The sequence below is a fragment of the Methylophilus sp. DW102 genome (assembly GCF_037076555.1).
GTDB classification, from domain to species: domain Bacteria; phylum Pseudomonadota; class Gammaproteobacteria; order Burkholderiales; family Methylophilaceae; genus Methylophilus; species Methylophilus glucosoxydans.
Genome location: NZ_AP029023.1, coordinates 2,526,557 through 2,549,584, shown reverse-complemented (window position 1 = coordinate 2,549,584; position 23,028 = coordinate 2,526,557). Strand labels below are relative to the sequence as shown.

The following is a 23,028-nucleotide window of genomic DNA, read 5'->3' as shown; positions in this document are numbered from 1 at the left end:
CTGCCAGCTAAGATGCTGCGATGTCTAGCCCCTCACTCAAGCACATTGCCTTTGCCAGTTTTATTGGTACAGCCATCGAATTTTACGATTTTTATATTTATGCCATGGCGGCAGCGCTGGTCATTGGTAAGGTCTTTTTCCCCGCCAGCGCGCCAGCGGTGCAATCGTTAAATGCCTTGCTCACCTTTGGTCTGGCGTTTATTGCACGGCCACTGGGCGCTTTGCTGTTTGGTCATTTTGGTGACCGTATCGGACGCAAATCCACCCTGGCCGCGTCATTGCTGGTCATGGGCTGCTCGACGTTTCTGATTGGCGTCTTGCCAGGCTACGATCAATGGGGGCTGTGGGCGCCGGCGCTGCTTTGTCTGTTACGGTTTGGTCAAGGCATAGGCTTGGGCGGCGAGTGGGCAGGGGCTGCCTTGCTGGCAACCGAATATGCGCCCGTACATCGTCGCAGCTGGTTTGGCATGTTTCCGCAACTGGGGCCTTCGATCGGCTTTTTACTCGCAACCTTGACCTTTTTGGCCTTAACTCTGGGGCTAACGGAGACACAATTTGAGCAGTGGGGCTGGCGCGTGCCGTTTATCGTCAGTGCGGCGCTGGTCATGGTCGGGCTGTATGTCCGCTTCAAGCTGGCTGAAACGCCCGCATTTGCGCAGGCACAGTCTTCAAAAGAGTTGCATCGCTGGCCGCTTAAGGCATTGTTGGTCAGGCATGGACGTGCCATTGTGCTCGGTGCGCTGGCCATGGGGGTGTGTTATCACCTGTTTTATACGGCGACGGTGTTTTGCCTGAGTTATGGCACGCAAACCTTGCACATTGCTCGCCCGGTTTTTCTGGGGATGCTGTGCATCGCTGTGCTAGGCATGGCCACCGCGACGCCACTGGCTGCCTGGTGGTCAGACAAGGTTGGCCAGCGACCCGTGCTGATGCTCGGGCAAGGTCTGGCCGTATTGCTGGGATTTGCCCTGGCGCCGTTACTAGGCAGTGCGGATAGCGGGCTGATCCTGGTTTTTCTGTTTGCCGCGCTGTTTTTAATGGGCATCACCTTTGCCCCCATGGGCGCTTTTCTGCCACAGCAGTTCCCGGTTGCTGTGCGTTACAGTGGGGCAGGGCTCAGCTATCAGCTGGGTGGTATTCTGGGTGCCTCCTTCGCACCGGCCATTGCTCAATCTCTGGTCAATCAGGGCGGCTTGACCTGGGTAGGGGCCTATCTTTCCAGCATGGCCTTGATCAGTTTGCTGGCCGTCTGGCGCATGTCGCCAAGCACCTCCAATCCGGATTGAATGGTGGGTGCATTCAGTGATTGAGTGGGTTTTAGTCTCTGTTTGCCTGCGCTGGTCGGGTCAGCAGTTATAATGCAGTTTTTTTCACGGTGATACGGCATGTTTACCCATCCGGGCTTTAACCCCATCGCATTACAAATCGGCAGTTTCGGTATCCACTGGTACGGTTTGATGTACCTGATCGGTTTTTTTGGTGGCCTGTGGTTGGGGCAGTACCAGGTCAACCGGTTGCGTAAACTGGACCCCAACTCGCCCTGGCAGGCGCGTGACCCGGACGACATGCTGTTTTACATCGCGCTCGGTGTCGTGCTGGGTGGCCGGTTGGGCTATGTGCTGTTTTACCAGCCCAGTTATTTCCTGCAACATCCGCTGGAAATCTTTGCCCTGTGGCAAGGGGGCATGTCATTTCATGGTGGCTTTATTGGCGTCATGGTGGCCATGGCCTTGTTTGCCCGCAAGCGCGGCGTGATTTGGTTGCAATTGATGGACTTTGTGGCGCCGCTCGTGCCGATTGGCCTGGGGGCAGGCAGACTGGGTAATTTTATCAATGGCGAGTTATGGGGGCGGCCTACCCATGCGGATTGGGGCATGGTGTTCCCAGCCGTCGATCAGTTGGCAAGGCATCCTTCGCAGCTCTACGAGTTTGCACTAGAGGGGGTCGCGCTGTTTGTGATTCTCTGGTGTTTTGCGGGCAAAAAACGACCCATCGGTGCAGTGTCCGCCATGTTCTTGCTCTGTTACGGCAGCTTCCGTTTTCTGGTTGAGTTTACGCGCGAGCCAGATAGCTTCTTGGGCCTGCTATCGCTGGGGCTCAGCATGGGGCAATGGCTCTGCGTGCCTATGATTCTGGCAGGGCTCTGGCTCATGCGCAGGGCTTATCGCAAGCAGGTTTAATTCAGCAAGCTGGATCAGCAGGCTTTAAACACGCGATCCATCTGAAATCCCGCGGTCAGATTTTGCCCTGAGCGCTTGATATAGCTGCCCCGGCCCAAGCAATATATCAAGTAACGCTTCCCTCACACGGGTGGAGTTAAGTGCCTGTGTGCTCATCAGTTGATGCGCCTCGTGCGTGTCCATGATGGCATGCATCAATGCTTCTTTCAGGTCTGGCGAGCTGTCAAACTGTGATTTACTGTTGCTGGCTGCTTGCTTAACCAGCGTGTCATTTTCCAGCAACTTTCCTTTAAGCACGCCATTCACGTAAACGAGCTGGTCGTCATCGGTGAGTTCACCCACAAACAAACCATTCACCTTATCAATAATTTCAGCAAGATAGGCCTGTTGTTTTTGCTGCACACTCCCACTGCCCACAGCATCTATGGGTGCCAATTTATAGCTGCCGTCGGTATGCAGGCTCATCGGCTGTTTGCCACGGTTTTTTAAGGTGTGGTGGGTCAGCACTACTTTGGATAAGTCCACTGTGTCTCGCTCACGGCCAAACTCAAGCAATGGCATTAGACGTTTATAAAATAAAAACCGCTTTTCAATCGCTGTGTTGCCGTAATCAAAAATCTGACTTAAAAAAGCATACAGGCGGATATAAGCACCCATATCGTTCTTAAATAACAACAGGGCATCCAGTTGCTCTTTAGCCGTTTGGGCTGCCTTATCGTTTTGTTGTTCCTCCGCGGCAGCTTTGTCCTGCTGTGCAGCCTTGTAACGTTTCAACAGGCGCTCAGCCACGGGTGCAATCGCAGCATCCAACTGCTTTTGAGTGCCGCCGGGGTCCAGGTCGACTTTGGCAACCCGCTCCACTTCAAACTCATCGTAATAGCCGGTGGCATCAAGTTTGGCACGCAGGTCATAGACTTGATGCGGATCAGTGACTGCTTCAAGTTCTGCCGTATCAAAGTAGGTTTTAAACGCTTTGAGGATTTCTGCCGGTTCATTCACGAAATCCAGGATGTAAGTCGTGTCCTTACCTGGATGTGCGCGGTTCAAACGCGATAAGGTTTGTACTGCCTGAATCCCGCCCAGCATTTTGTCTACATACATGCCGCATAGTAGCGGTTGGTCAAAACCGGTCTGGAACTTGTTTGCGACCAGTAAAAGGTGATAACTCGGTTCTTTGAACACTTCGCGGATATCGCGGCCACGCAAGCCTGGATTGAGCTGTTGGCTAGTCTCGGTGACTGCCTCGGGGAAGCTTTCTGGGTCATTCACTTCGCCTGAAAAAGCAACTAGTACGCCCAGCGGGTAATTCTGTTTGGCAATGTAAGCGCGGATGGTTTTCTGCCAGCGTACCGCTTCACGGCGTGAGCCCACCACGATCATGGCTTTGGCCTTGCCTGCCAATAGCGGCTGTACGTTCTCGCGAAAGTGCTCAACCACAATCTGCACCTTGCTGGTGATATTATAAGGATGTAGCCTCACCCATTGCATCAGGCCCTTCATGGCTGTGCTGCGTTCGACCTGTTTGTCATCCCACTCCTGACCATCATGAGCCAGTTTGAACGCTAGTTTATAGCTGGTGTAATTTTTCAGTACATCCAGGATAAACCCCTCCTCAATGGCCTGACGCATAGAGTAGACATGAAACGGCTGCGGTAAACCATCCTCGCCTTTGCGGCCAAATAACTCCAGCGTTTTCGCTTTGGGCGTCGCGGTAAAAGCGATATAGGTCAATCCTTTGACGCCCGCGCGGGCTTCCATTTGCGCAGTGAGCAGTGCCTCGGTATCCACTTCGCCGCCATCCTGCAGCTCTGCCCATTCTTCTGCCGATAATAATTGCTTGAGCTTGGCCGCCGCTTCGCCCGTTTGCGAGCTATGTGCCTCATCTGCAATCACAGCAAAACGTTTGCCATCCGTGGCAGCCAACTCTTGGGCAGCAGCCATGGCAGCCGGAAAAGTTTGAATCGTGCAGACGATAATTTTCTTGCCAGCATTCAGTGCTTCTCTTAACGCCGAACTCTTACTGCCATGCTCATTGTTAATGCTCGCCACCACGCCGGTCGTGCGTTCAAAGTCAAAAATCGCCTCTTGCAACTGAGCATCCAACACCGTGCGGTCACTTACCACCAGCACGCTATCGAATAACTTGTTGTGCTGCGCATCGTGCAAGTCCGCCAGAAAATGCGCTGTCCAAGCAATGGAGTTGGTTTTACCAGAGCCTGCAGAATGCTGGATTAAATATCGCTCACCGGCACCGTTCTCCAGCACATCGGCCACCAGTTTGCGTGTGGCGTCCAGCTGGTGATAGCGCGGAAAAATCACACTTTGCAATTGCTTTTTATCATCGCGCTTGCCGATTAGGTAACGATGCAAAATATCCAGCCAGCTTTCGCGTGCCCATACTTCTTCCCACAAATATGCCGTCGCAAAACCTTCAGGATTCGGCACATTGCCAGCCGCACCGTTGTTGCCACGGTTAAACGGCAAAAAGAAAGTGCTCGGGCCAGCCAGCCGCGTGGTCATCATCACCTCGCTCTGGCTCACGGCAAAATGTACCAGTGCCCCACCAGGAAAGCCCAATATAGGTTCTGGCACACCGCCTTTTGGCTGCGGGTGGCGGTCATAGCGGTATTGGTCAACCGCATCCTGCACACTTTGGGTGAAGTTGCTTTTTAACTCCGCCGTGGCCACGGCAATACCGTTGAGAAATAACACCAAATCGAGTGCGTCATGCGGGTGATTGGGTGAGTGCTTTACCTGTCGCACGATGCGTAAGCGGTTGGCCGCATACTTCGCTTGAATCGCCGGGTTAATGGCTAATGCAGGTTTAAACTGGGCCAGCGCCAGCGGCTCACGCAAACCCAGCATTTCCACTCCTCGGCGCAACACATCCAGCGTGCCGCGCTCATTCAGGTTTTTGCGGATGCGCTCGGCAAGCACTTGCGGTAACGCGGCACCATGGGTTTTGCTCAGGCGCTGCCAGCTTTCAGGCTGTGTACTCTCCACCCAGGCTAACAAATCGGGCAAAAACAAGCCATTGGTTTGGTCAAACTGCGCGGCATCGCCTTCGGCATACAGCCAGCCGTTTGCAGCTAAATGCGCACAGATTTCGCGCTCAAAGTGGTGTTCCTGATGCAAATTCATACACTTAATTCCTTCAAGCGCATAAGTACAATTTCAGCGCGCTCAGGCTCGGCAATCAAGCCGGGCAGAGCGTTCAAGAAGTTTTCGTTTGCTAAAAGCGTTGCAAATATCCCTGCTACTGCCTCTCTTAGCGCAGCAGGTGCCGCGGCCATTTCCGCAACAAGTTCTTCACGGCCATCCACAATATTCAGCACATCTTCCAGGTCGTGGCTGCTCATAAAGTCCCAAGCGCCTCGGCTGGTAAAGGCCTCTAGCTTGGTGGCAACAAAGGCAGTGGCGCTCACCAGGCGGATGCTGGTGCCATCACCCAAATCAACCGGCTCAGCCGTCTCTACTGCATAAGCATACCAGCGGTTAGAAAAGCCCAGTACTTCAGGCTGCACGGGCATCAGGTCAAACACAACGCCGGACGCCTTGTGCAACCAGCGGCAAATCACATCGCTACTGGCGTCGCGCACAAAACCACGTGCTGCCACTTGTTGCTCAATACGGTAAAAGGCAGCACGGTTGGCATTGACGATGGCATCCACATCTCGTGTAGCGCGCACGCTGTCAGCGAGCGGGTCGGTCACTAGCAAGCCAGCGACTGCGCCACCCACAAACACCACCTCTTGGCGCAAATCCCCCAAGGCTGCGGCAATCAGGCGCAAGTCAGGCAAGTTAGGGTCGCTAGTCCGCATTATTAGTCCGCATCATTAGCTCACATCGTTGCTGCTGCCCAACTGCATCAGTTCTGCCTCTATTAACTCGGCGGCCAGTGCACGTTCGCGTGCCCGCCCGGTGCGTAGTGCATCCAGCAAAGCAAGCAGGCGATGCAACGCCGGATCAGCCAGCGCGGCGTGAGGCGCGGTGCGGTAGAGCGGCGATAGGGTAGGGCCTTTTGCATTGCCTGCTGGGTGCGCCCACACGGGCGCTTCACCGGCGGTAACCGAGAGTTTGCTCGCCAGTGGCTCGGCACCAAACGCAGTGAGGACACCGCGCTTGACTGGTCCGGGCGTGGCAGGCCACACATAGCGCACACCATGTAAGATAAACTCAAGCAAATTGGCGCGCACTGGCGACCATTTGCCGCGTGCAGGCGCTACTGCCAGGCCCGCAGCCACGGCACGCTTAACGCTGGCATGCGTCTCAGAGGCGCTCATTGAGAGGGCCTCACCCAGCGCAGCATAGGTCCATGGCTGTGACGGATTTGCCGCCACTTTCAATAACACCAGCAAGTCTTGAGGTTTGAGTTCCATGAAAGCCAATATTCGTAATTCGCGAATTGCGAATATTGCATATAAACAGAGGGTTGGCAAGCTTTACGGTGCTACGTGGTTTTGTGTGTTGCGCGTTTGGCAATGGTTGTTGCCGAAAAGGCAACGTATATAACCGCTGGGTTAATTTGGTCGAGATTCAACCAATCCGCGCACATCGATCTGGCCAGTGACGGCAGCGGTGATCAGGGCGGAGCGGCGTTCCTTGAGTAGATTGATGGCTTTGTCAGCCTCTATTTTTAGGCAAGCAATTCGTGAAACTTCCAAATCGATATAGGACACTATCTGAGTCTGCTCTTCTAACGGTGGGAGGCAGATGCGAACTTGACCAATCTTGCTTCCTTTTATACCAAGTGCAGTTGAACCAGTGGCAAGCAACTCTAAGTTAAATTGACATGCACTTCCCATAATCCAGGATTTTAGATATTGATTTAGCAGATACTTAGAGTTGGCGCGGAATTTAATGACGCGCTGCGCAAGTGCAATGTCTTCCCTGTCAATTAATGCGACTTGCCCTAAAGGAGCTTCCGTTGTGAACAGTACATCGCCGAGAGCTGGCTGGCCTCTACGCATCACATCCTCATACTCATTTTTCGCGATGTATTCTTGAGATGCTTCATAGTCGATGGCTCCGTCTCGAATGTTCTTCGCAGTAACGAGGAAGATGCCTGCATCTACTTTGGTCGGAGTTCGTCCTCGATAGTCTACTACTGACTCTATATATTTTGTGAGACCGACCACCTCCCAATGTGCTGGCACCTCACCCAGCCAAGCCACGCCGGAATCCTTCATCGGGGCGTTGGGGTTGAGGCCGCGGGTGACGGCGTGGGAGATGGTGGCCTGGCGTTTTTCGGCCAGCAGGGCGATAAGCTTTTCCTGCTCGGCAATCAATGCGTCGATTTTGGCTGTTTCTCGGTCGAGGAAGGCCACTATGGCGGTTTGCTCGCAGAGTGGTGGCTTAGCAAGCTTGAAATTGCCTATCTGCCCCTCGTTTAGTGAGGGTACTGCGCCAGGATTCGCAATTAGGTCAAAGCATACGAGTTCCATTGCGTAACGGACGAATTTTGTATCATTTCCATCTCGTACCACTAGCCCCATCATATTATTGTCGATGCACGCTGGACTGGGGATTTCTCGCACTCTACCCAATAAGAGAGCAGCACCAACCTTTGCAAACGTGATTGTATGTGCAGGAAAAATAAATGCACCGAGCTGTTTTGCAGTGCTGCGAGAGATGGTGTTTTCTGCTCGCGTGAGAGTGCCGTCATTGTTAGCCGTAGCCAGCGAGTTGACTTTAAAAAATTCCAACTCTTCGTCGTCAACTCCTTGCTGGTCATGAGGGAAGCCTGCGCCACCCTTTAACTGACCAAGTACTTTTATAGGCGTGATAGTCCAATGAGTAGGAATGGTGTTAAGCCATTCAATTCCACTATCTTTGTACACCGTATACCTCGGCAAACTCATTCCGCCAACTCCCCCAACATCTTCATGATATTGGCCGACACTGCTTTCAGTTCTTCATCAATCTCGTGCAAGCTGCGTGGCGGCTCAAACACGTAAAAGTGGCGGTTAAAGGGGATTTCATAACCGACTTTGCTTTTTTCTTCGTCTATCCAGGCATCGGGCGCATGGGGGAGCACTTCGCGTTTAAAGTAGGCCTGGATATTTTCATTGAGCGGTACGTTCTCGGTATCACGCAGTGCGCTGTCTGGTTGTGGTTTGCCTTTGAGTTTGCCTTTGCTGCCTAATATGGGGTTGCCTGACTCGTCTTTGAGTGGGCGCTCGACGGTGATTGTGGTGTAGCCAAAGTCCTGGTTTTTGAAAATGCGTGAGATGGGTACGCGTTTGAGTTTGCCACCTTCTGGTACTTTGGGCAGCGCGCTGCCTGTGGCGACTAACTGCGGCTCGCCAACGAGCTTGCCTTGCGCGTCAAACACGCTGACTTGCTCGGCCTCAATAAAGTCGCCGAATAGTTTGGTCACGGTGGCGATATGGTCATCGCTCATCTCTTTGCGTTTTGAGCCCAAGCTTTTGCGCATTTTTTGCCAGTAGCTGCTGGCATCAATCAACTGGAGTTTGCCTTTTTTAGCAGCTGGTTTTTTGTTGGAGAGTATCCACACATAAGTGGCTATGCCGGTGTTGTAAAACATATCGGTTGGTAGGCCTATGATGGCTTCCACCAGATCGTTTTCAAGCACATAACGGCGAATTTCGCTCTCGCCACTGCCTGCGCCGCCGGTAAATAATGGCGAGCCGTTAAGCACGATGCCAAAACGGCTGCCGCCTTCTTGTGCCGGGCGCATTTTGGAGAGTAGGTGCAGGAGAAACAGCATGGAGCCATCACTCACGCGTGGCAGGCCAGGGCCAAAGCGGCCATCAAAGCCTTTTTGCTCGTGCTCTTGCCGCACGGCTTTTTCGACCTTTTTCCACTCCACACCAAACGGCGGATTGGAGAGCATGTAATCAAACTTGGTGTGCAGGTGGCCGTCTTCACTCAGCGTGTTACCAGACACAATGTTTTCTACTGGCTGGCCTTTAATCAGCATATCGGCCTTGCAGATGGCGTAAGACTCGTCGTTGAGTTCTTGCCCAAACATGTTAAGCCGCGCTTGCGGGTTGTGCGCGAGCAGGTGCTCACTTGCGGTGGAGAGCATGCCGCCGGTGCCCGCCGTGGGGTCATAAATGGTACGGACGACAGCCTTGCCGGGCGTGAGCACATGGTCATCTTCAATAAAAATCAGGTTGACCATGAGGCGGATGACTTCGCGCGGCGTAAAGTGCTCACCGGCGGTTTCGTTGGAGATTTCAGCAAACTTGCGAATCAGCTCTTCAAACACGCCGCCCATACTGGCGTTATCGACCGCCTCTGGGTGCAGGTCGATATTGGCGAATTTTTCGGTGACCAGGTAAAGCAGGTTAGCCTTGGCCAGGCGCTCAACTTGCGTATAAAAATCAAAGCGCTCAAAAATATCGCGTGCTGCTGGTGAAAAGGCTTGCACATAGGCGTAAAGATTTTGGCGGATATGGTCTTGGTCACCCAGCAATTTCACCAGGTCGAGCGGGGAGGTGTTGTAAAAGCTTTGCCCGGCTTTGCGTAACAAAAACGGCTCTGGATTAATGCCCGCCTTGGTTTTGGCATCAAACTCGGCCAGTACCGCAGGCTTGGTCGCTTCTAGCACGCAATCCAAGCGACGCAATACTGTAAAAGGCAAGATCACGCGGCCATATTCGGATTGTCTGTAGTCGCCACGAAGCAGGTCGGCGACCGACCAGATAAAGGAAGATAGTGCTTGATGGTTCATGCTTGCTACTGACTGAATAATTTTTTGAATGGCTGCAATATACCATTGATCAGTCTGCGGGCTGAAACTGCTTTACCTTGGCTGCGTTTCGGCTTCAAGCCAGCTTAGCCAGCCAATCGCCTGCTCACGCGTTTCTCCGCACATTTCGAGGCTTGGACTAAGGCCGCCGCAAAACGTCGGCCGCTCCGGCTTGCCAAACAATTTGCATCGCAACTGGTCATCAAGCTGTATGCAGGGTACACCCGCGGGCTTGCCCTGTGGCATGCCGGGAATCGGGCTGTTGATAGACGGGGCAATGCAGCAGGCTCCGCAGTGAGGGCGGCAGTCCATCCGGGATTAAACATCTACCCAGGGGTAGCCTAATTCAGACACGCCAGCCTTCAGCTCCAGCATGGCTGCAAGCACATACGCACTTTCGCCTTTGAGACCAACTTCCGTGGTGCGGCGCTGGTTGGTGCGCGGCAAGCTGAACAACTTGAGCATGGGATAACGGCTCAGTATGCTGTTCATCAAGTCAATCAAGTCGCTTTCGCCTGCCTCAGTGACGACAATGGCTTGCTCCAGATAGTCCTGGCCATGAAACAGGTGACTGTAATAGGTCTCCAGCACCCATTCCACCATCGGGTGCGCCATTTCTGGAAAGCCGGGTACAAAGTAATGCTCGTGAATGCTGAATCCGGCGACGCGGTTAATCGGGTTGGGGATGAGCTCACAGCCTTGCGGAAAGTCAGCCATGAGTACGCGTTTAGGGTAAGCCGCTTCCCCATATTGCGCTTCAATATTGGCAACGGCGCCTGCATGTCGCTCAATCGGTACCCCGGCAGCCGCGGCTGCACATTGGCGGGTGTAGTCATCCGGGGTGGCGCCGATGCCGCCAAAGCTAAACACAATCTCGCCGCGCGCCATACTGGCCTTGAGTAACTGCGTGATTTGCTCGGGGATATCGCCGATAAAATGCGCCCAGCTCAGTTGCAAGCCGCGGGCAGACAGAAGCGCAATGACCTTGCTGAGATGGGCATCCTGGCGCTTGCCGGACAGGATCTCGTCACCGATGATATAAATCCCAAATTGGCGCATGTTATATTGAGTAAATTACTTTTGAGTGAGCGTTTTAACAGCAGCATAATACCAAGCAATTGCTGAAAATTCACAGCATAGCCATTGCGGCAGCACTTTTGCGGTCTGGTGAGCGCGTCAGTGTGCAAGTGCTTTGATGTGGTTTTGACCCATTGCGTGCTGGCCTAGCCAGCTTTTCAGTCAGTGATCAGTACATTATCGAAAGAAATCCATTGAACAGTTTTCTCTTTGATTTTGTGAGTCCAGCAGACACCATCCTTTCATCTCGCTATGAACCCTCGATGGTCGCCTTGTCCTACCTGATCGCACTCACGGCCTCTGTGATTGCCATCCATCTGGCCGAGGTCTCCCAGCAATTCAAACTTAAGCGCGACCGTCACTTGACCATGCTTGGCGGTGGCCTGGCAATGGGTGCCGCGGTGTGGGGCATGCATTTTATTGGCATGCTGGCTTTCGAGCTGTGTGCCACGGTGCGTTACGAGCTGGTCATCACCTTGCTCTCCTTGTTGCCGGCATTTGTTGCCTCCTGGGCATCCATGCAATGGGTGGCGCAAGCAAGAAAATCTCCTTACGATTTAACCATTAGCGGCGCCTTGATCGGCTTGGGCATCGGGGTGATGCATTACACCGGTATGCTGGCCATGCAAACGGCTGCTGTCATGGCGTTTAATCCATGGCTGGTACTGGTGTCCGTCTTCTCAGCAGTGATGCTAGCCATTCTGGCGTTGTGGTTTCATCAACGCTGTACCCGTTTGCGGCGACTGCGGCCCTGGCGTCATTTGTTCAGTGGTCTGGTCATGGCGGCTGCCATTACCAGCATGCACTATCTGGGCATGGCTGCGGCCAGCTTTAGTGGCCCCATACAGTTTGATGAGCCTGTGCCCACCGTAGACCGGCTGTATTTGTCCTTGCTGGTCACCATGGGCTTGGTGACCTTGCTAGGCGCTATTCTGGCGCAAACCATGATTAGTCGGCAGCGGCAATTGGCCCGCGAGTTACAGTTCAGGGAGCATCAAATGCGCGTGATCTTTCAGCACGCGATAGACGCCATTGTGATTACGGATGCCAAGGGGCATATCCAGATGGTGAATCGCGCTTTTGAGGCGATGTTTGGCGTTCAGTTGCAGGCAATCGTGGGCCGTTCGCTTGGCAAAATGATCCCCGACTGGAAGCAGCTCAGCACGCTCTCGCGCAAACGCAGGCAACATGACCAGGCTGGAAAAGTGGTCGCTGAGCGTCACGGGATACATGCGGATGGGCGCGAAATTCCATTGCGGATTGCACTGACCCGTGTGATTGAAGATGAGCTGGATTTTTGTATCAGCTTTTTGATGGATTTAACCGTATTTCGCCAGCAGCAAAACGCCCTAGAGAAACTGTTGACCGAAGATCCGCTGACCGGCTTGTTCAACCGGCGCGGCATGCTCAGTATGATGCATGGCATTGTCAGCCAGCTTCAAAGCAGTCAGCCGCAACGGGGCATTATTTTATTATTTGTAGATCTTGATGGGTTTAAAGCTGTCAACGATACCCATGGTCATCCTGTGGGTGATGAAGTGTTGATGGCCATCGCACAACGATTACCTGATGTGTTGCGCGAAGAAGATATGGTGTGTCGTTTTGGCGGGGATGAGTTCGTGATTCTGCTGACCTTTGCCTCCCAGCCGGAAGAGCTGGCCCGCATGGTTGCAGGCAAGCTGGTCGAAAGCATCAGTCAGCCCATCAAATTGCAATCAGGTCAGGAGATCGCGGTAGGCTGTAGTATCGGTATTGCTTATGATTGGCCTAAAACGGCCGACGACATCGAAGCCTTACTGCAGAAGGCGGATAATGCGATGTATCAGGCCAAAAAAGGCGAAGCTGGAAAAGTCATCTTTTCCAGCTAGGCTGTACTGCAGTAAGGGTGAATGCTGCTTTATGCCGACCTGAGCAGGCGGGAAATAAAAATCAGGAAGACGGCACCGATAGTGGCGACGATAATGCTGCCTATCATGCCGCCACTGGCACTCAAGCCCAGCAGGCCAAACAGCCAGCCGCCGACCACTGCACCGGCAATACCAAGCACCAAATCCCAAATCAGCCCAAAGCCATCGCCTTTCATGATCAAGCCTGCCAACCAGCCCGCGATAATCCCTACAACAATTGTCCAAAGCATGTGTGTACTCCCCTGTTGTTATGATGAAGCTCTATGCTAAGCACAGTTGCGCCTGTCATCTGTCAGCCCATCTAGGAAAAACCTGTCAGATTCAGCTGACTCACTCACTGCAAACGACCAGATAGCGCCGCGCCTACCCTGACTTGAGGATTTATTTTTTTAGACCGATGATTAACAAGGCTGCCCCCGCCGCAATCACAATCAGGCTAAGCGCTTGCGGGACTTCCACCTCTTTGGTGATCTCTGCATTAGCCTCTAAAGAGCCGATTTTTGCCACGGTCTCTTTGCTCTCGTAACTAAACCCTTTGAAAATCAGACCAGCTGCGCCGACTGCAATCAATATAATGCCTACCATCGCTAATGATTTCATGCCCAAGCTCCACAGTTAAAAAAGATAGGCTCATATTGACCGTAAGTCAGGCGACTGTCTAGTGGGCGCTCTCCCAATTGTTGCCTACGCCGACCTCGGCTAGTAACGGCACTGATAAGGTTGCCACTTCTTGCATGAGCACGGGCAAGGTCTGTTTGACTAATGCCAGTTCATGTTCAGGCACTTCCAGCACCAGTTCATCGTGCACCTGCATGATGAGTTTGGTCTGCAGTTTTTGCTCGGTCAGCCATTGGTCGACGGCGATCATCGCCAGTTTGATCAGGTCGGCCGCCGTGCCTTGCATGGGGGCATTAATGGCGGCGCGTTCGGCGCCGTTTCTTCTTTGTACGTTAGCGCTGTTGATTTCAGGCACCCATAAGCGTCTGCCGAAGTAGGTTTCGACATAGCCTTGCTGCTTGGCCAGTGCGCGCGTGTTTTCCATATAGGCTTTGACACCGGGGTAACGCGCAAAATAGCGTTCAATGTAATTGGCCGCCGCGCCGCGCTCGATATTGAGGTTTTGCGCCAGGCCAAACGCACTCATGCCGTAGATGAGGCCAAAGTTAATCACTTTGGCGTAGCGTCGCTGCTCGTTGTCTACGGCGGCTTTGTCCACGCCAAAAATTTCTGCGGCCGTGGCGCGATGGATGTCTTCGTTATTGGCAAAGGCCGTCAGCATCCCGGCATCTTGTGAGAGATGCGCCATGATGCGCAGCTCAATCTGCGAATAGTCCGCCGAGATGATCTGGCTACCGGGCGGGGCGATAAAAGCTTCGCGGATGCGTCGGCCTTCGGCGGTGCGCACCGGAATATTTTGCAGGTTGGGGTCAGAGCTGGCCAATCGCCCGGTAATCGCCACCGCCTGGTTGTAGTTGGTATGCACGCGCCCGGTTTGCGCGTTGATCATTTTCGGCAACTTGTCGGTGTAGGTGGATTTCAGCTTGGCCAAGCTGCGGTGCTCCAAGATTACCTTGGGCAACGGGTAATCCAGCGCCAGTTCCTGCAATACATCTTCGTCGGTACTGGGGGCGCCAGAAGGCGTTTTTTTCAAGGGTTTGATGCCCAGTTTGCCAAACAGGATTTCTTGCAACTGCTTGGGCGAACCCAGGTTAAACGGTTGTCCGGCCAGCTCATACGCCTGTTTTTCAATCTCCATCAAACGCAGGCCAATTTCATTGCTCTGGCGGTTGAGCATGTGGCTGTCGATCAACACGCCGTTGCGCTCCATGCGTTGCAACACTTGCATGCTGGGCATTTCCACCTGCTCATAAATAAAGCGCAGTTTGTCCGAGACTGTCACTTGCGGGTACAGGGCCTGATGCAGTTGCAGCGTGATGTCGGCGTCTTCCGCGGCATATTCGGCAGCCACCTCGACGGTGACCTGGCTGAACGACACTTGTTTTGCGCCTTTGCCCGCCACGCTTTCGTAGCTGATGGGGGCAATGCCCAGATGGCGCTCGCTGAGCTCATCCATGCCATGCCCTTTGTGGCTCTCAAACACATACGATTGCAACAGGGTGTCGTGCGCAATGCCTTGCAGCGTGATGCCATGATTGGCCAGCACATGCATATCGTATTTAAGGTTCTGGCCGACTTTTTTAATGTCCGGGTTTTCAAGGATGGGTTTGAGTTTGGCCAGGGTCGCCGTCAAAGCCAGTTGTGGAGGCGCATCAAAGTAATCATGGGTGAGCGGGATGTAAGCCGCTTCCCCCGGCGTGACGCTGAACGAGACGCCGACAATTTTGGCTTGCATGGGGTCCAGTGAGGTCGTCTCAGTGTCAAAGCAAAGCAGGGCGGCTTGTTCCAGTTTGGTGAGCCACGGTTCCAGTTCACTGTCCGATAAAATGGTCTGGTAAAGCCGTCGCGTATCCGGCGAGTAATCGCCACCGGCTTGCCCGCTAAGCTCCTCGACGGTCGGTAGGACTGAATTTTCAATCAATGGTGCTGTGGCACCGTCTGGCAATTTGTCTAAGTCACGCTTCAAGCTTCTGAACTCAAAATGGTCAAACAGCGCGAGTAGTGCAGGCTTGTCCGGGGCTTTGGGGATCAGTTCATCAAAATGCTCACGGATACCGATATCACAGCGGATGGTGATCAATTCGCGTGCCGTGGGTAACCAGGGTAGGGCTTTGCGCAAGTTCTCGCCGACCACGCCTTTGATGTTGTCGGCATTGGCAATGATATTGTCGAGAGAGCCATATTCTGTCAGCCATTTGACCGCCGTTTTTGGGCCGACTTTTTCGACCCCAGGCACATTGTCTACACTGTCACCGACCAATGTCAGGTAGTCGATAATTTTGCTGGGCGGGATGCCAAATTTATTTTCTACGCCGGCAATATCCAATACATCATCGGTTTTACGGAAGGCATCACGCATGGTGTTGACCACGGTAATATTTTCATTTACCAGTTGCGTGATGTCTTTATCGCCAGTCGAGATAATGGTGCGGATACCTTCTTTTTCGGCCTGCTTGGCCAGTGCGCCAATCACATCGTCGGCTTCAACGCCTTCTTCAATAATCAGCGGCCAGCCCATCGCGCGGATGGTTTCGTATAGCGGTTCAATCTGCACGCGCAAATCGTCCGGCATGCTGGCGCGGTTGGCCTTGTATTCGGGATAGAGATCGTCGCGGAAGGTTTTGCCCTTGGCGTCAAACACACAGGCGCTATAGTCAGAAGGATAGTCCTTGTGCAGGCGCCGTAACATATTCAGCACGCCTTGAATCGCCCCGACCGGTTCGTTGGCCGAGTTGCGTAAATCCGGCATGGCGTGAAACGCGCGGTATAAATAACTGGAGCCATCGACCAGCAGCAGGGTTTTCATCGTGTGTTCTCAAGAGTCAAATCAATGGCGTATTTTACGCATTTCAAAGCCACTTCATGTACACTAATTTGGTTTTGATTGTTGAAGGACTGAATGATGACCACCCCCAAGCTGCCAACCATGGTCGAGCCTGAGTTGCTCAATGGCGATAGTGCCAGCCATGAATCCTGGCATGCCTTTGAAATCATGGCCGAGTTTGTCGGCGCCACTGAAAACCTCAAGGCGATTACGCCCGCGGTGTCGATTTTTGGCAGTGCTCGTACCAAGCCTGACCATCCGTATTATCAACGCACCGAAGAAATTGCCCGACTATTATCAGACTCCGGCTTTAGTGTGATTTCTGGCGGCGGGCCAGGCATTATGGAGGCGGCCAATAAAGGTGCTTTTCCAGGCCGTGGCGCCAGTGTCGGGCTGAATATCAAGTTGCCTTTCGAGCAGCACGGTAATCCCTATCAGGATATCGGCATCAGTTTTAAATACTTTTTTATGCGCAAGGTGATGTTCGTTAAATATGCCAGCGCATTTGTCGTCATGCCGGGCGGCTTTGGCACGCTGGATGAACTGATGGAAGCGATCACGCTGGTGCAAACGGGCAAAAGCCGCAAGATTCCGATTATTCTGGTCGGCAGCCAGTTTTGGGCAGGCTTGATAGACTGGTTGCGCAATACGCTGGTGGCAGAAGGCATGGCTTCGCCGACCGATATGCATCTGGTGCAAGTGATTGATGAGCCGCAACAGATCGTGGACGCGATTTTCAAACATTATGAAACCACTGGCTTCGAATTGACGCCAGCGGAGCGCAAGATGCAGTTGTACCTGTAATCGCTGCGCGCAAAGCCAGGATATTTAAAGTTTATTCAGCGCTGGATGTCCGCCACGGCACGGCTTTTTGCTAGAATAGCGATCACTGACTAAGGAGTCTTCCATGCGTAATGTTTCCCGTTTTATGCTGGCCACACTGTGCCTTGCGAGTTTTTCCATGCTGGCTAGTGCTGCGGCCCCCAAAGATGCCGAGTTGCTGGATGACATTCCCTCTCCGCCCAAAGTCATTGAAGGACAACCCATAGACCAGCCGACCATCTCCAAGCGCAAGGATGGTGATAACGAGGTTGAGGAATATAGCCTCAATGGTGAGGTCTATATGGTGAAAGTGACACCGCCGAGCGGCAAGTCTTACTACCTGCACCGGGAAGACCGTAATGGTGAGTGGGTGCATGATGGTCCTTCTCGCCCGGTGTCCGTGCCCAAATGGATTCTTTTCCGCTTCTAAATGTTTTTGACCTGCCCGTAAGGGTAGGGTTGTCACCCACATGTCTGTTTTTACCACTCTGAGTCTGGATGAAGTGCGCCTATGGTTGGCGCCTTTTAATGTTGGCGAGCTGCAAACTTTGCGCGGCATTGCGGCTGGCATTACCAATACCAATTATTTTGTCGAAACCAGCGAGTCACGCTTTGTGCTGACTGTGTTTGAGAAAAATGATTTTGACGAGCTGCCTTATTTTGTGCACTTAATGACGCATTTATCGCAGCACGGCATTCAATGCCCAAGCCCGATTGTCGATAAAGACGGCGTGGCCTTGCACCGGATTCATGGCAAACCTGCCCTGATGGTGAGCTGCTTGCGTGGCAGTGATGTCAGTCAGCCTAACCTGACCCAGATTGAAGCCGTGGCACAGACGCTTGCGCGTATGCATCTGGCGGGTATGGCGTTTCATGAGCAATCACACAATCAGCGCGGTCAGGGCTGGCGCGTGATGACAGCGCAGCAGGTGATGCCCAAGCTTGCACCCGTACAGCAGCATTTGTTGCAAGAGGAATTGCAGTTTCAGCATGGCCTGGATTTGTCTGGTCTGCCACATGGTGTGATACACGGCGATTTGTTCCGCGATAACGTGTTGTTTGACGGCAATGTGTTGGGCGGCTTTATTGATTTTTACTATGCCTGCCATGATGTACTGGCCTACGATGTGGCCATTGCGGTGAATGAGTGGTGCGTAGACGCCAACGGTGCGTTTGTCGATGACAAGCTGGCCGTGTTCATGAATGCCTATCACGCGGTTCGCCCGTTCACTGCAGAAGAAAAATCCTTCTGGCCGGCCTTGTTGCGCCGCGCTGCCTTGCGCTTTTGGCTATCGCGCCTGTATGATTTTTACTATCCTGTGGCGGGGGAATTGACCCATGCCAAAGACCCGGCTCATTTCGAGCGGGTATTGCTGAATCGTCAAGCGCTTACTTAGTCGCGCTATAAAAGGGAGTCACATGACAGAAACAAACAGCCAGCGCGGGATTCGCTGGGTCAAAGAAAGCCTGGCTTTATTTAAAACGCAACCACATATCTGGATGTTGTGCTCGCTGGCCTACATCTTCATTTTTATGGTGTTGCCATCCTTGCCATTGCTGGGGTTTCTAGGCATGGTGAGTGTGGTGATCTGGCCCGTCTGCATGGCCTGGATTGTGATGCTCTACCGTCAGGTGGATATGCACGGTGAAATGTCGCCCGGTGACGCCTGGCAACATCTCAAGCTGCATCTGAAACCTTTGTTGCTGTTGGGCGCTAGCTGCCTGATTTATGCCGTGTTGGCGACTTATCTGCTCAGCAGCGAACTTGCTTCGCTCATTTCGCATGCGCCGACCAAAGCCGGCATGAGTGATTCACATATGACCAAGTTTCTTGAAAATGCGTTGTCATTTATTGTGAAGTTGTTGTTATTGCTCTTGCCTTTGTTTATTGCCACCTGGTTTTCCCCCATGCTGATTGCCCTCAATGGTTATCCGCTGGTGAAAGCGATCAAATCCAGTATCGCCGGCATGCTGCAATATACCGTGCCCATGGGCGTAGCCTGGCTAGTCATGATGCTGGGCATGCTGGTGGTAATGCTGGGACTGGGGCTGGTGATTGGCATTTTAGGCGTGCTGATTCCAACGGTCACGCAGCTGCTGATGCCGCTGCTGGTATTTATTGCCTTGCTGGTCATCAATGCGCTGATGTTTGCCTTTCAATATATCAGCTACAAAGATGCCTTCAGGGCCGCACCACAAGTCGAGGCCAGCGTTTAATGGCTTGCTGCTTGCAACGTTATCGCTTGCGGCGCTCGGTAAACAGGCTGTTACCGACAATCTTTTTGGCTTGCTTTTTGGCATGACTCATGGCGCCAGCCACTTCATGATGGCTGGCAAAAAACTCGGCGCTAACTCTCACTGCGCCAATGGATAAGCTGCCAAACGGGAAAAAGTGTTCATTGCCCAAGCGGTCTTCAATATGAATGCCACCTGACTGCACATCCTTGAGGTCATAAAAGTCTGGCATGACCTTCGCCACCGTGTCCAGAATGTCGCGGCATATCCGTTCCCAGTCTTCACTCTGAAACACAATCACAAAGTCGTCACCGCCGATATGGCCGACAAAGTCATGCTCATGGTTCACCATGCTGCTCAGCATGCGCCCGACAAACTGTATCACCTCGTCGCCGCGGCGATAACCATAGGCATCGTTAAATGGCTTGAAATGATCAAGGTCACAATAACAGGCGACAAACGCTATGCGCCGTTCCAGCAGCTTGTCGATATGGGCATTAATTGGCACATTGCCCGGGAGCAGGGTGAGGGGGTTGGCATAACGTGCGGCATGAATCTGCATGTTGGTCACTTCGCGCAATAGCGCGTGACCACTGCCCATGCCCACATAACGCTCGCCGTCGACAATAATAAAGCCGTTCAGTAAATACTTGGGATCGGCTTGCAGGATCAGCTCGCTCAAAGCCAGGATGTGCATGTCCTTTTGGATGATGAGGCATTGCGTATCCATAAATGTGGTGCAGGATTTCTTGCCATGTAATTCTTTTTGGTAACGCCGCGCAAAGCGGTCTATGGTGTCATAACGGCTGATCAGCCCCAGCGGCTTGCCTTTATGGTCGGTGACCGGGATAGAGTTGAGATTGTTGTCATGATGAAACCAGTCATAGACTTCTTCATTGGTCATTTCAGGTAGCGCCGCCACTTGATAGCTGGTGAGCCCGGACACGGTCGCTTGTTTGGAGACCATGGTTTGCTGGTCCGCAAATAAACGAATAATGTTTTTGTTGAGCAGGGTGCTCACTTCCTCGGACAAAGTCGCCTGAAATTTTGGGAACGGACGGCCCAGCAGGTAGCCCTGGGCATAGTCTATTTTCAAGTCTTTGATGACCGCCAGTTCTTCTTTGGTTTCTATGCCTTCGGCTATCGTCAGCGTGTTAGACTCCAGCGCAATTTTCTGAATGCCGCGGACAAATTCCAGCTTGATCGGATCGTTGTGGATGTTGGCAATAAAATGCTTGTCGATTTTGACATAGTGCGGTGACAGCTCAGACCACAAACGCAAACTTGAAGTCCCTTCACCCAGATCATCGAGCGCGATTTTAAACCCGAGTGCCTTGAGTTTGGTGACCGCCTCTTTGAGTTCGGCGTAATCGCGTATGGTGGAACTCTCGGTGATTTCGATAACAATATCGCTGGCTGCAAGCTGATAGTTCTCCAGCTGCGCCAAGCTTAATGACCAGTCACTTTCGCTGTGCAGCAAGGCATCCGGGCTAAAGTTTACAAACAGTGGCATGGCATGGTTCGCCCGGCGATATTCTTCAAAAATCACATCGCGCGCGATAGACTCCATCTCGATATCCCGCCCACATAACTTGGCTGCATTGAGCAAGGCAATCGGCGCATGTAGTTTGGACTCCAGTGGTCCGCGAATCAGCGCCTCATGCGCAAACACCTGCGCTTGCTTGATATCAATAATGGGCTGAAACAAGGGCAACAGGTTTCTCTGTGCCAGGATGGCTTCAATTTCGGTATTGGGGGCAGCATAAATCATGCTAGCAGTATCGACGAAGCGTGAAGATTCTTGATCAAGGAAATGTCAAGATTGGATGAAATATTTATGACTATCTGAATGTTGTTAGGGCGCCGTGGCAGTGGCGTCAGCGCTTTTTTGCTGGATCACCATCTCCCTCAGTATCCGTGCTTCTTGATTCGGCAGCTGTTGTATGTCCTGCTCCAGGTTTCCATTTGTAACGCTGAGCAGACGTCTCAAGTGCGCGCTGGCTTGATCATGTTTTTCAAGTAGCTCCAGCAATAGAATGAAATGTAAACATGGTCTTCGCAGCGGAATGAAGCGAATCGCGTTTTCTGCGATCGATCGTTGAAGCTCTGCTTGAGTTGGATTGGGGGCTAAATAGGTGGCCAACACCAGCTCAGCATAAGGAGCAAGCAGTGTATTTTGATTGACCCAAAGCATCTCATTCACAAAGTCTTGCTTTTGAGCAAGCGACATTTCTGGCTGGCTGGCAAACAGAATTTGTTTTTCAAGTTTTTGATAGCCGATCTGCATGAAGGCCAGTTGCCAGAGGCCATACACTAATACGCCTGCCAGTGATAGCCTTAATAACTTACGGGCGGATTGAGAAAAATTGGCGAGGGTAACTGTTGAGGCTTCCCCCATTCCGAGCAAAAAAGCGAAGATCCCAAGAAAGTAGCTATACCACAAAGGATATTCAACCATGCTGTGTATGAAAATGATGCCCAGGCACCCAAGCAACCACCAGGTTTCCACTGTCGTGACATGGTGCCTGAAAAATGCCCTTGCCCATAACAATAATCCGCCCAATGCCGTGAGTAAGCCAAGTAGGCCCATTTCTGCCATCAGGTTTAAAAACAGGTTGTGGGCATGCTCAAAGAACATATGGGATGGGTTTATGCTGGGGGTCGCGGCCAGAAGATAAGTTTGCCAGCGCATTTGCCCAACGCCCATGCCTAGTAGGGGAGACTGACTAAACAAAGCCAGGCTGGTTTGCCAGAACTGCAGGCGTAACGAGGCTGAAGGGTTGCTGATCCCGTCCATGGCACGCGTAAGAGGGGTCTGGATAAAGGTCTCAGGAAGCCAGGCATTCATTGCTAATTGAAGCATGAGAAAACTGGGCAGTAACATGAGGCTGATCTTGAGTAGACGCTCGGTGGTTTGAATTGAGCGTTTTTGATACTGCAAGGTTAAATGCAACAACCCGCACAGCAATGCAATCGCGCCCAAATAAAGCATTGCACTGCGCGAGCCAGAAAAAGACAGCATTACTAAAGCCATCGCCAGGCTAATGACAGTCCATCGATTCTGGATTGCGCGTTTGGCATGTAAATACATTAATGACACGATGCCAAGGCTGATGAAATTTGCAAAGTGATTGCGTTGTGCCAACATGCCGTAGCTTTCCAGCCTTGGGATAGGAAGGACGATGCCGCTGTGCTGTAAAAGTTGCATTACAACAAATAACCCATTGATTGCACTGCCGATGAGTAGTGACCAAGCAAGCACAATGGAAACAGCTTCCCAGCCATGCTGTTGGCGCAATTGATACCCCAGCGTTGTAAGCAAAAAGCCCCAGATCAAGTACCCTTGAATCAAAGGCAAATGGGGGGCAGTAGCCCCAGTCAGCATGGCTTGTAAGTAAGTGAGTAGCAGGAGTACTAAAAAGATGAAGCTTGATCTGGGAAGCGTGGGCGATTGCCAGAACGGCTTGGTGATCAAGGGCCAAAGTGCCAGTAATCCAAGCAGCCCGGCGATCCACTCATTGTAGAAGTTCGGGATTGGGACGTCGTGGTAGGCAATGACGAATGGCAGACAAAACATGCCACCTATCAGATAAAGACTCATTTTTGAGCCACCCAATTTTTCTGCATAGGTTTTCAATGGTTTGGTCT

Annotated in this window: 19 protein-coding genes; 7 read left to right on the top strand and 12 right to left on the bottom strand. The window is 52.5% G+C overall.

Features of this window, described 5'->3' with window-relative positions; all coding sequences use genetic code 11:
* Positions 1-20 precede the first annotated feature (20 nt).
* A complete protein-coding gene (locus AACH41_RS12000) occupies positions 21-1,286 on the top strand; it encodes an MFS transporter (protein ID WP_338655352.1) in 1,266 nt (421 codons plus the stop codon).
* 99 nt (positions 1,287-1,385) lie between these two features.
* Positions 1,386-2,180, top strand: coding sequence for a prolipoprotein diacylglyceryl transferase (lgt, locus tag AACH41_RS11995; protein ID WP_338655351.1), 795 nt, complete (start codon positions 1,386-1,388; stop codon positions 2,178-2,180).
* 24 nt (positions 2,181-2,204) lie between these two features.
* On the opposite strand, the gene AACH41_RS11990 is transcribed toward lgt, so the two are convergent.
* The 7 genes from AACH41_RS11990 to AACH41_RS11960 all read right to left on the bottom strand — a co-directional run bounded on the left by AACH41_RS11990 (position 2,205) and on the right by AACH41_RS11960 (position 10,956).
* Positions 2,205-5,321, bottom strand: a complete 3,117-nt coding sequence (locus AACH41_RS11990; protein WP_338655349.1) for a DEAD/DEAH box helicase family protein — start codon at positions 5,319-5,321, stop codon at positions 2,205-2,207.
* On the bottom strand, positions 5,318-6,001 hold the full coding sequence (locus tag AACH41_RS11985; protein ID WP_338655347.1) for a hypothetical protein: 684 nt from the start codon (positions 5,999-6,001) through the stop codon (positions 5,318-5,320). The genes AACH41_RS11990 and AACH41_RS11985 overlap by 4 nt, the downstream gene beginning before the upstream one ends.
* A gap of 15 nt (positions 6,002-6,016) precedes the next feature.
* Complete coding sequence (locus AACH41_RS11980) at positions 6,017-6,559, bottom strand: hypothetical protein (protein ID WP_338655345.1); 543 nt, start codon at positions 6,557-6,559, stop codon at positions 6,017-6,019.
* A 141-nt stretch (positions 6,560-6,700) separates the two neighbouring features.
* Positions 6,701-8,020 (bottom strand): restriction endonuclease subunit S, encoded by a 1,320-nt coding sequence (locus AACH41_RS11975; protein WP_338655344.1) that lies wholly within the window; start codon positions 8,018-8,020, stop codon positions 6,701-6,703.
* A gap of 17 nt (positions 8,021-8,037) precedes the next feature.
* Positions 8,038-9,879, bottom strand: coding sequence for a class I SAM-dependent DNA methyltransferase (locus tag AACH41_RS11970; RefSeq protein ID WP_338655342.1), 1,842 nt, complete (start codon positions 9,877-9,879; stop codon positions 8,038-8,040).
* Between the two features lie 72 nt (positions 9,880-9,951).
* Positions 9,952-10,209 carry a YkgJ family cysteine cluster protein gene (locus AACH41_RS11965; protein ID WP_338655340.1) on the bottom strand — a complete coding sequence of 86 codons (258 nt, stop codon included), beginning with the start codon at positions 10,207-10,209 and terminating at the stop codon, positions 9,952-9,954.
* A 6-nt stretch (positions 10,210-10,215) separates the two neighbouring features.
* Complete coding sequence (locus AACH41_RS11960; protein ID WP_338655338.1) at positions 10,216-10,956, bottom strand: molybdopterin-binding protein; 741 nt, start codon at positions 10,954-10,956, stop codon at positions 10,216-10,218.
* Positions 10,957-11,168: 212 nt separating this feature from the next.
* Between AACH41_RS11960 and AACH41_RS11955 the strand changes: the two genes are divergently transcribed.
* On the top strand, positions 11,169-12,842 hold the full coding sequence (locus tag AACH41_RS11955; RefSeq protein WP_338655337.1) for an MHYT domain-containing protein: 1,674 nt from the start codon (positions 11,169-11,171) through the stop codon (positions 12,840-12,842).
* A gap of 29 nt (positions 12,843-12,871) precedes the next feature.
* Here the strand turns inward: AACH41_RS11955 and AACH41_RS11950 are convergent, their stop codons facing one another.
* The 3 genes from AACH41_RS11950 to polA form a co-directional block, all read right to left on the bottom strand.
* A complete protein-coding gene (locus AACH41_RS11950) occupies positions 12,872-13,111 on the bottom strand; it encodes a GlsB/YeaQ/YmgE family stress response membrane protein (protein ID WP_194748688.1) in 240 nt (79 codons plus the stop codon).
* A gap of 151 nt (positions 13,112-13,262) precedes the next feature.
* A complete protein-coding gene (locus AACH41_RS11945; RefSeq protein ID WP_228518837.1) occupies positions 13,263-13,481 on the bottom strand; it encodes a hypothetical protein in 219 nt (72 codons plus the stop codon).
* Positions 13,482-13,539: 58 nt separating this feature from the next.
* Complete coding sequence (gene polA, locus AACH41_RS11940) at positions 13,540-16,305, bottom strand: DNA polymerase I (protein WP_338655334.1); 2,766 nt, start codon at positions 16,303-16,305, stop codon at positions 13,540-13,542.
* A 96-nt stretch (positions 16,306-16,401) separates the two neighbouring features.
* Here polA and AACH41_RS11935 point away from each other — a divergent pair, with 96 nt between their 5' ends.
* The 4 genes from AACH41_RS11935 to AACH41_RS11920 all read left to right on the top strand — a co-directional run bounded on the left by AACH41_RS11935 (position 16,402) and on the right by AACH41_RS11920 (position 19,362).
* A complete protein-coding gene (locus tag AACH41_RS11935) occupies positions 16,402-17,127 on the top strand; it encodes a TIGR00730 family Rossman fold protein (RefSeq protein ID WP_194749104.1) in 726 nt (241 codons plus the stop codon).
* A gap of 103 nt (positions 17,128-17,230) precedes the next feature.
* Positions 17,231-17,575 carry a DUF2782 domain-containing protein gene (locus tag AACH41_RS11930; RefSeq protein ID WP_194748686.1) on the top strand — a complete coding sequence of 115 codons (345 nt, stop codon included), beginning with the start codon at positions 17,231-17,233 and terminating at the stop codon, positions 17,573-17,575.
* A 40-nt stretch (positions 17,576-17,615) separates the two neighbouring features.
* The gene (locus AACH41_RS11925; RefSeq protein ID WP_313985567.1) at positions 17,616-18,542 is read left to right on the top strand and encodes a homoserine kinase; all 927 of its coding nucleotides are present in this window, start codon (positions 17,616-17,618) and stop codon (positions 18,540-18,542) included.
* Positions 18,543-18,564: 22 nt separating this feature from the next.
* On the top strand, positions 18,565-19,362 hold the full coding sequence (locus AACH41_RS11920) for a BPSS1780 family membrane protein (RefSeq protein ID WP_275356333.1): 798 nt from the start codon (positions 18,565-18,567) through the stop codon (positions 19,360-19,362).
* Positions 19,363-19,381: 19 nt separating this feature from the next.
* Here the strand turns inward: AACH41_RS11920 and AACH41_RS11915 are convergent, their stop codons facing one another.
* Together AACH41_RS11915 and AACH41_RS11910 are read right to left on the bottom strand one after the other, a co-directional pair.
* Positions 19,382-21,151, bottom strand: coding sequence for a GGDEF domain-containing protein (locus AACH41_RS11915; RefSeq protein ID WP_194748683.1), 1,770 nt, complete (start codon positions 21,149-21,151; stop codon positions 19,382-19,384).
* An 84-nt stretch (positions 21,152-21,235) separates the two neighbouring features.
* Positions 21,236-23,017 (bottom strand): Wzy polymerase domain-containing protein, encoded by a 1,782-nt coding sequence (locus AACH41_RS11910; RefSeq protein WP_338655329.1) that lies wholly within the window; start codon positions 23,015-23,017, stop codon positions 21,236-21,238.
* Positions 23,018-23,028 lie beyond the last annotated feature (11 nt).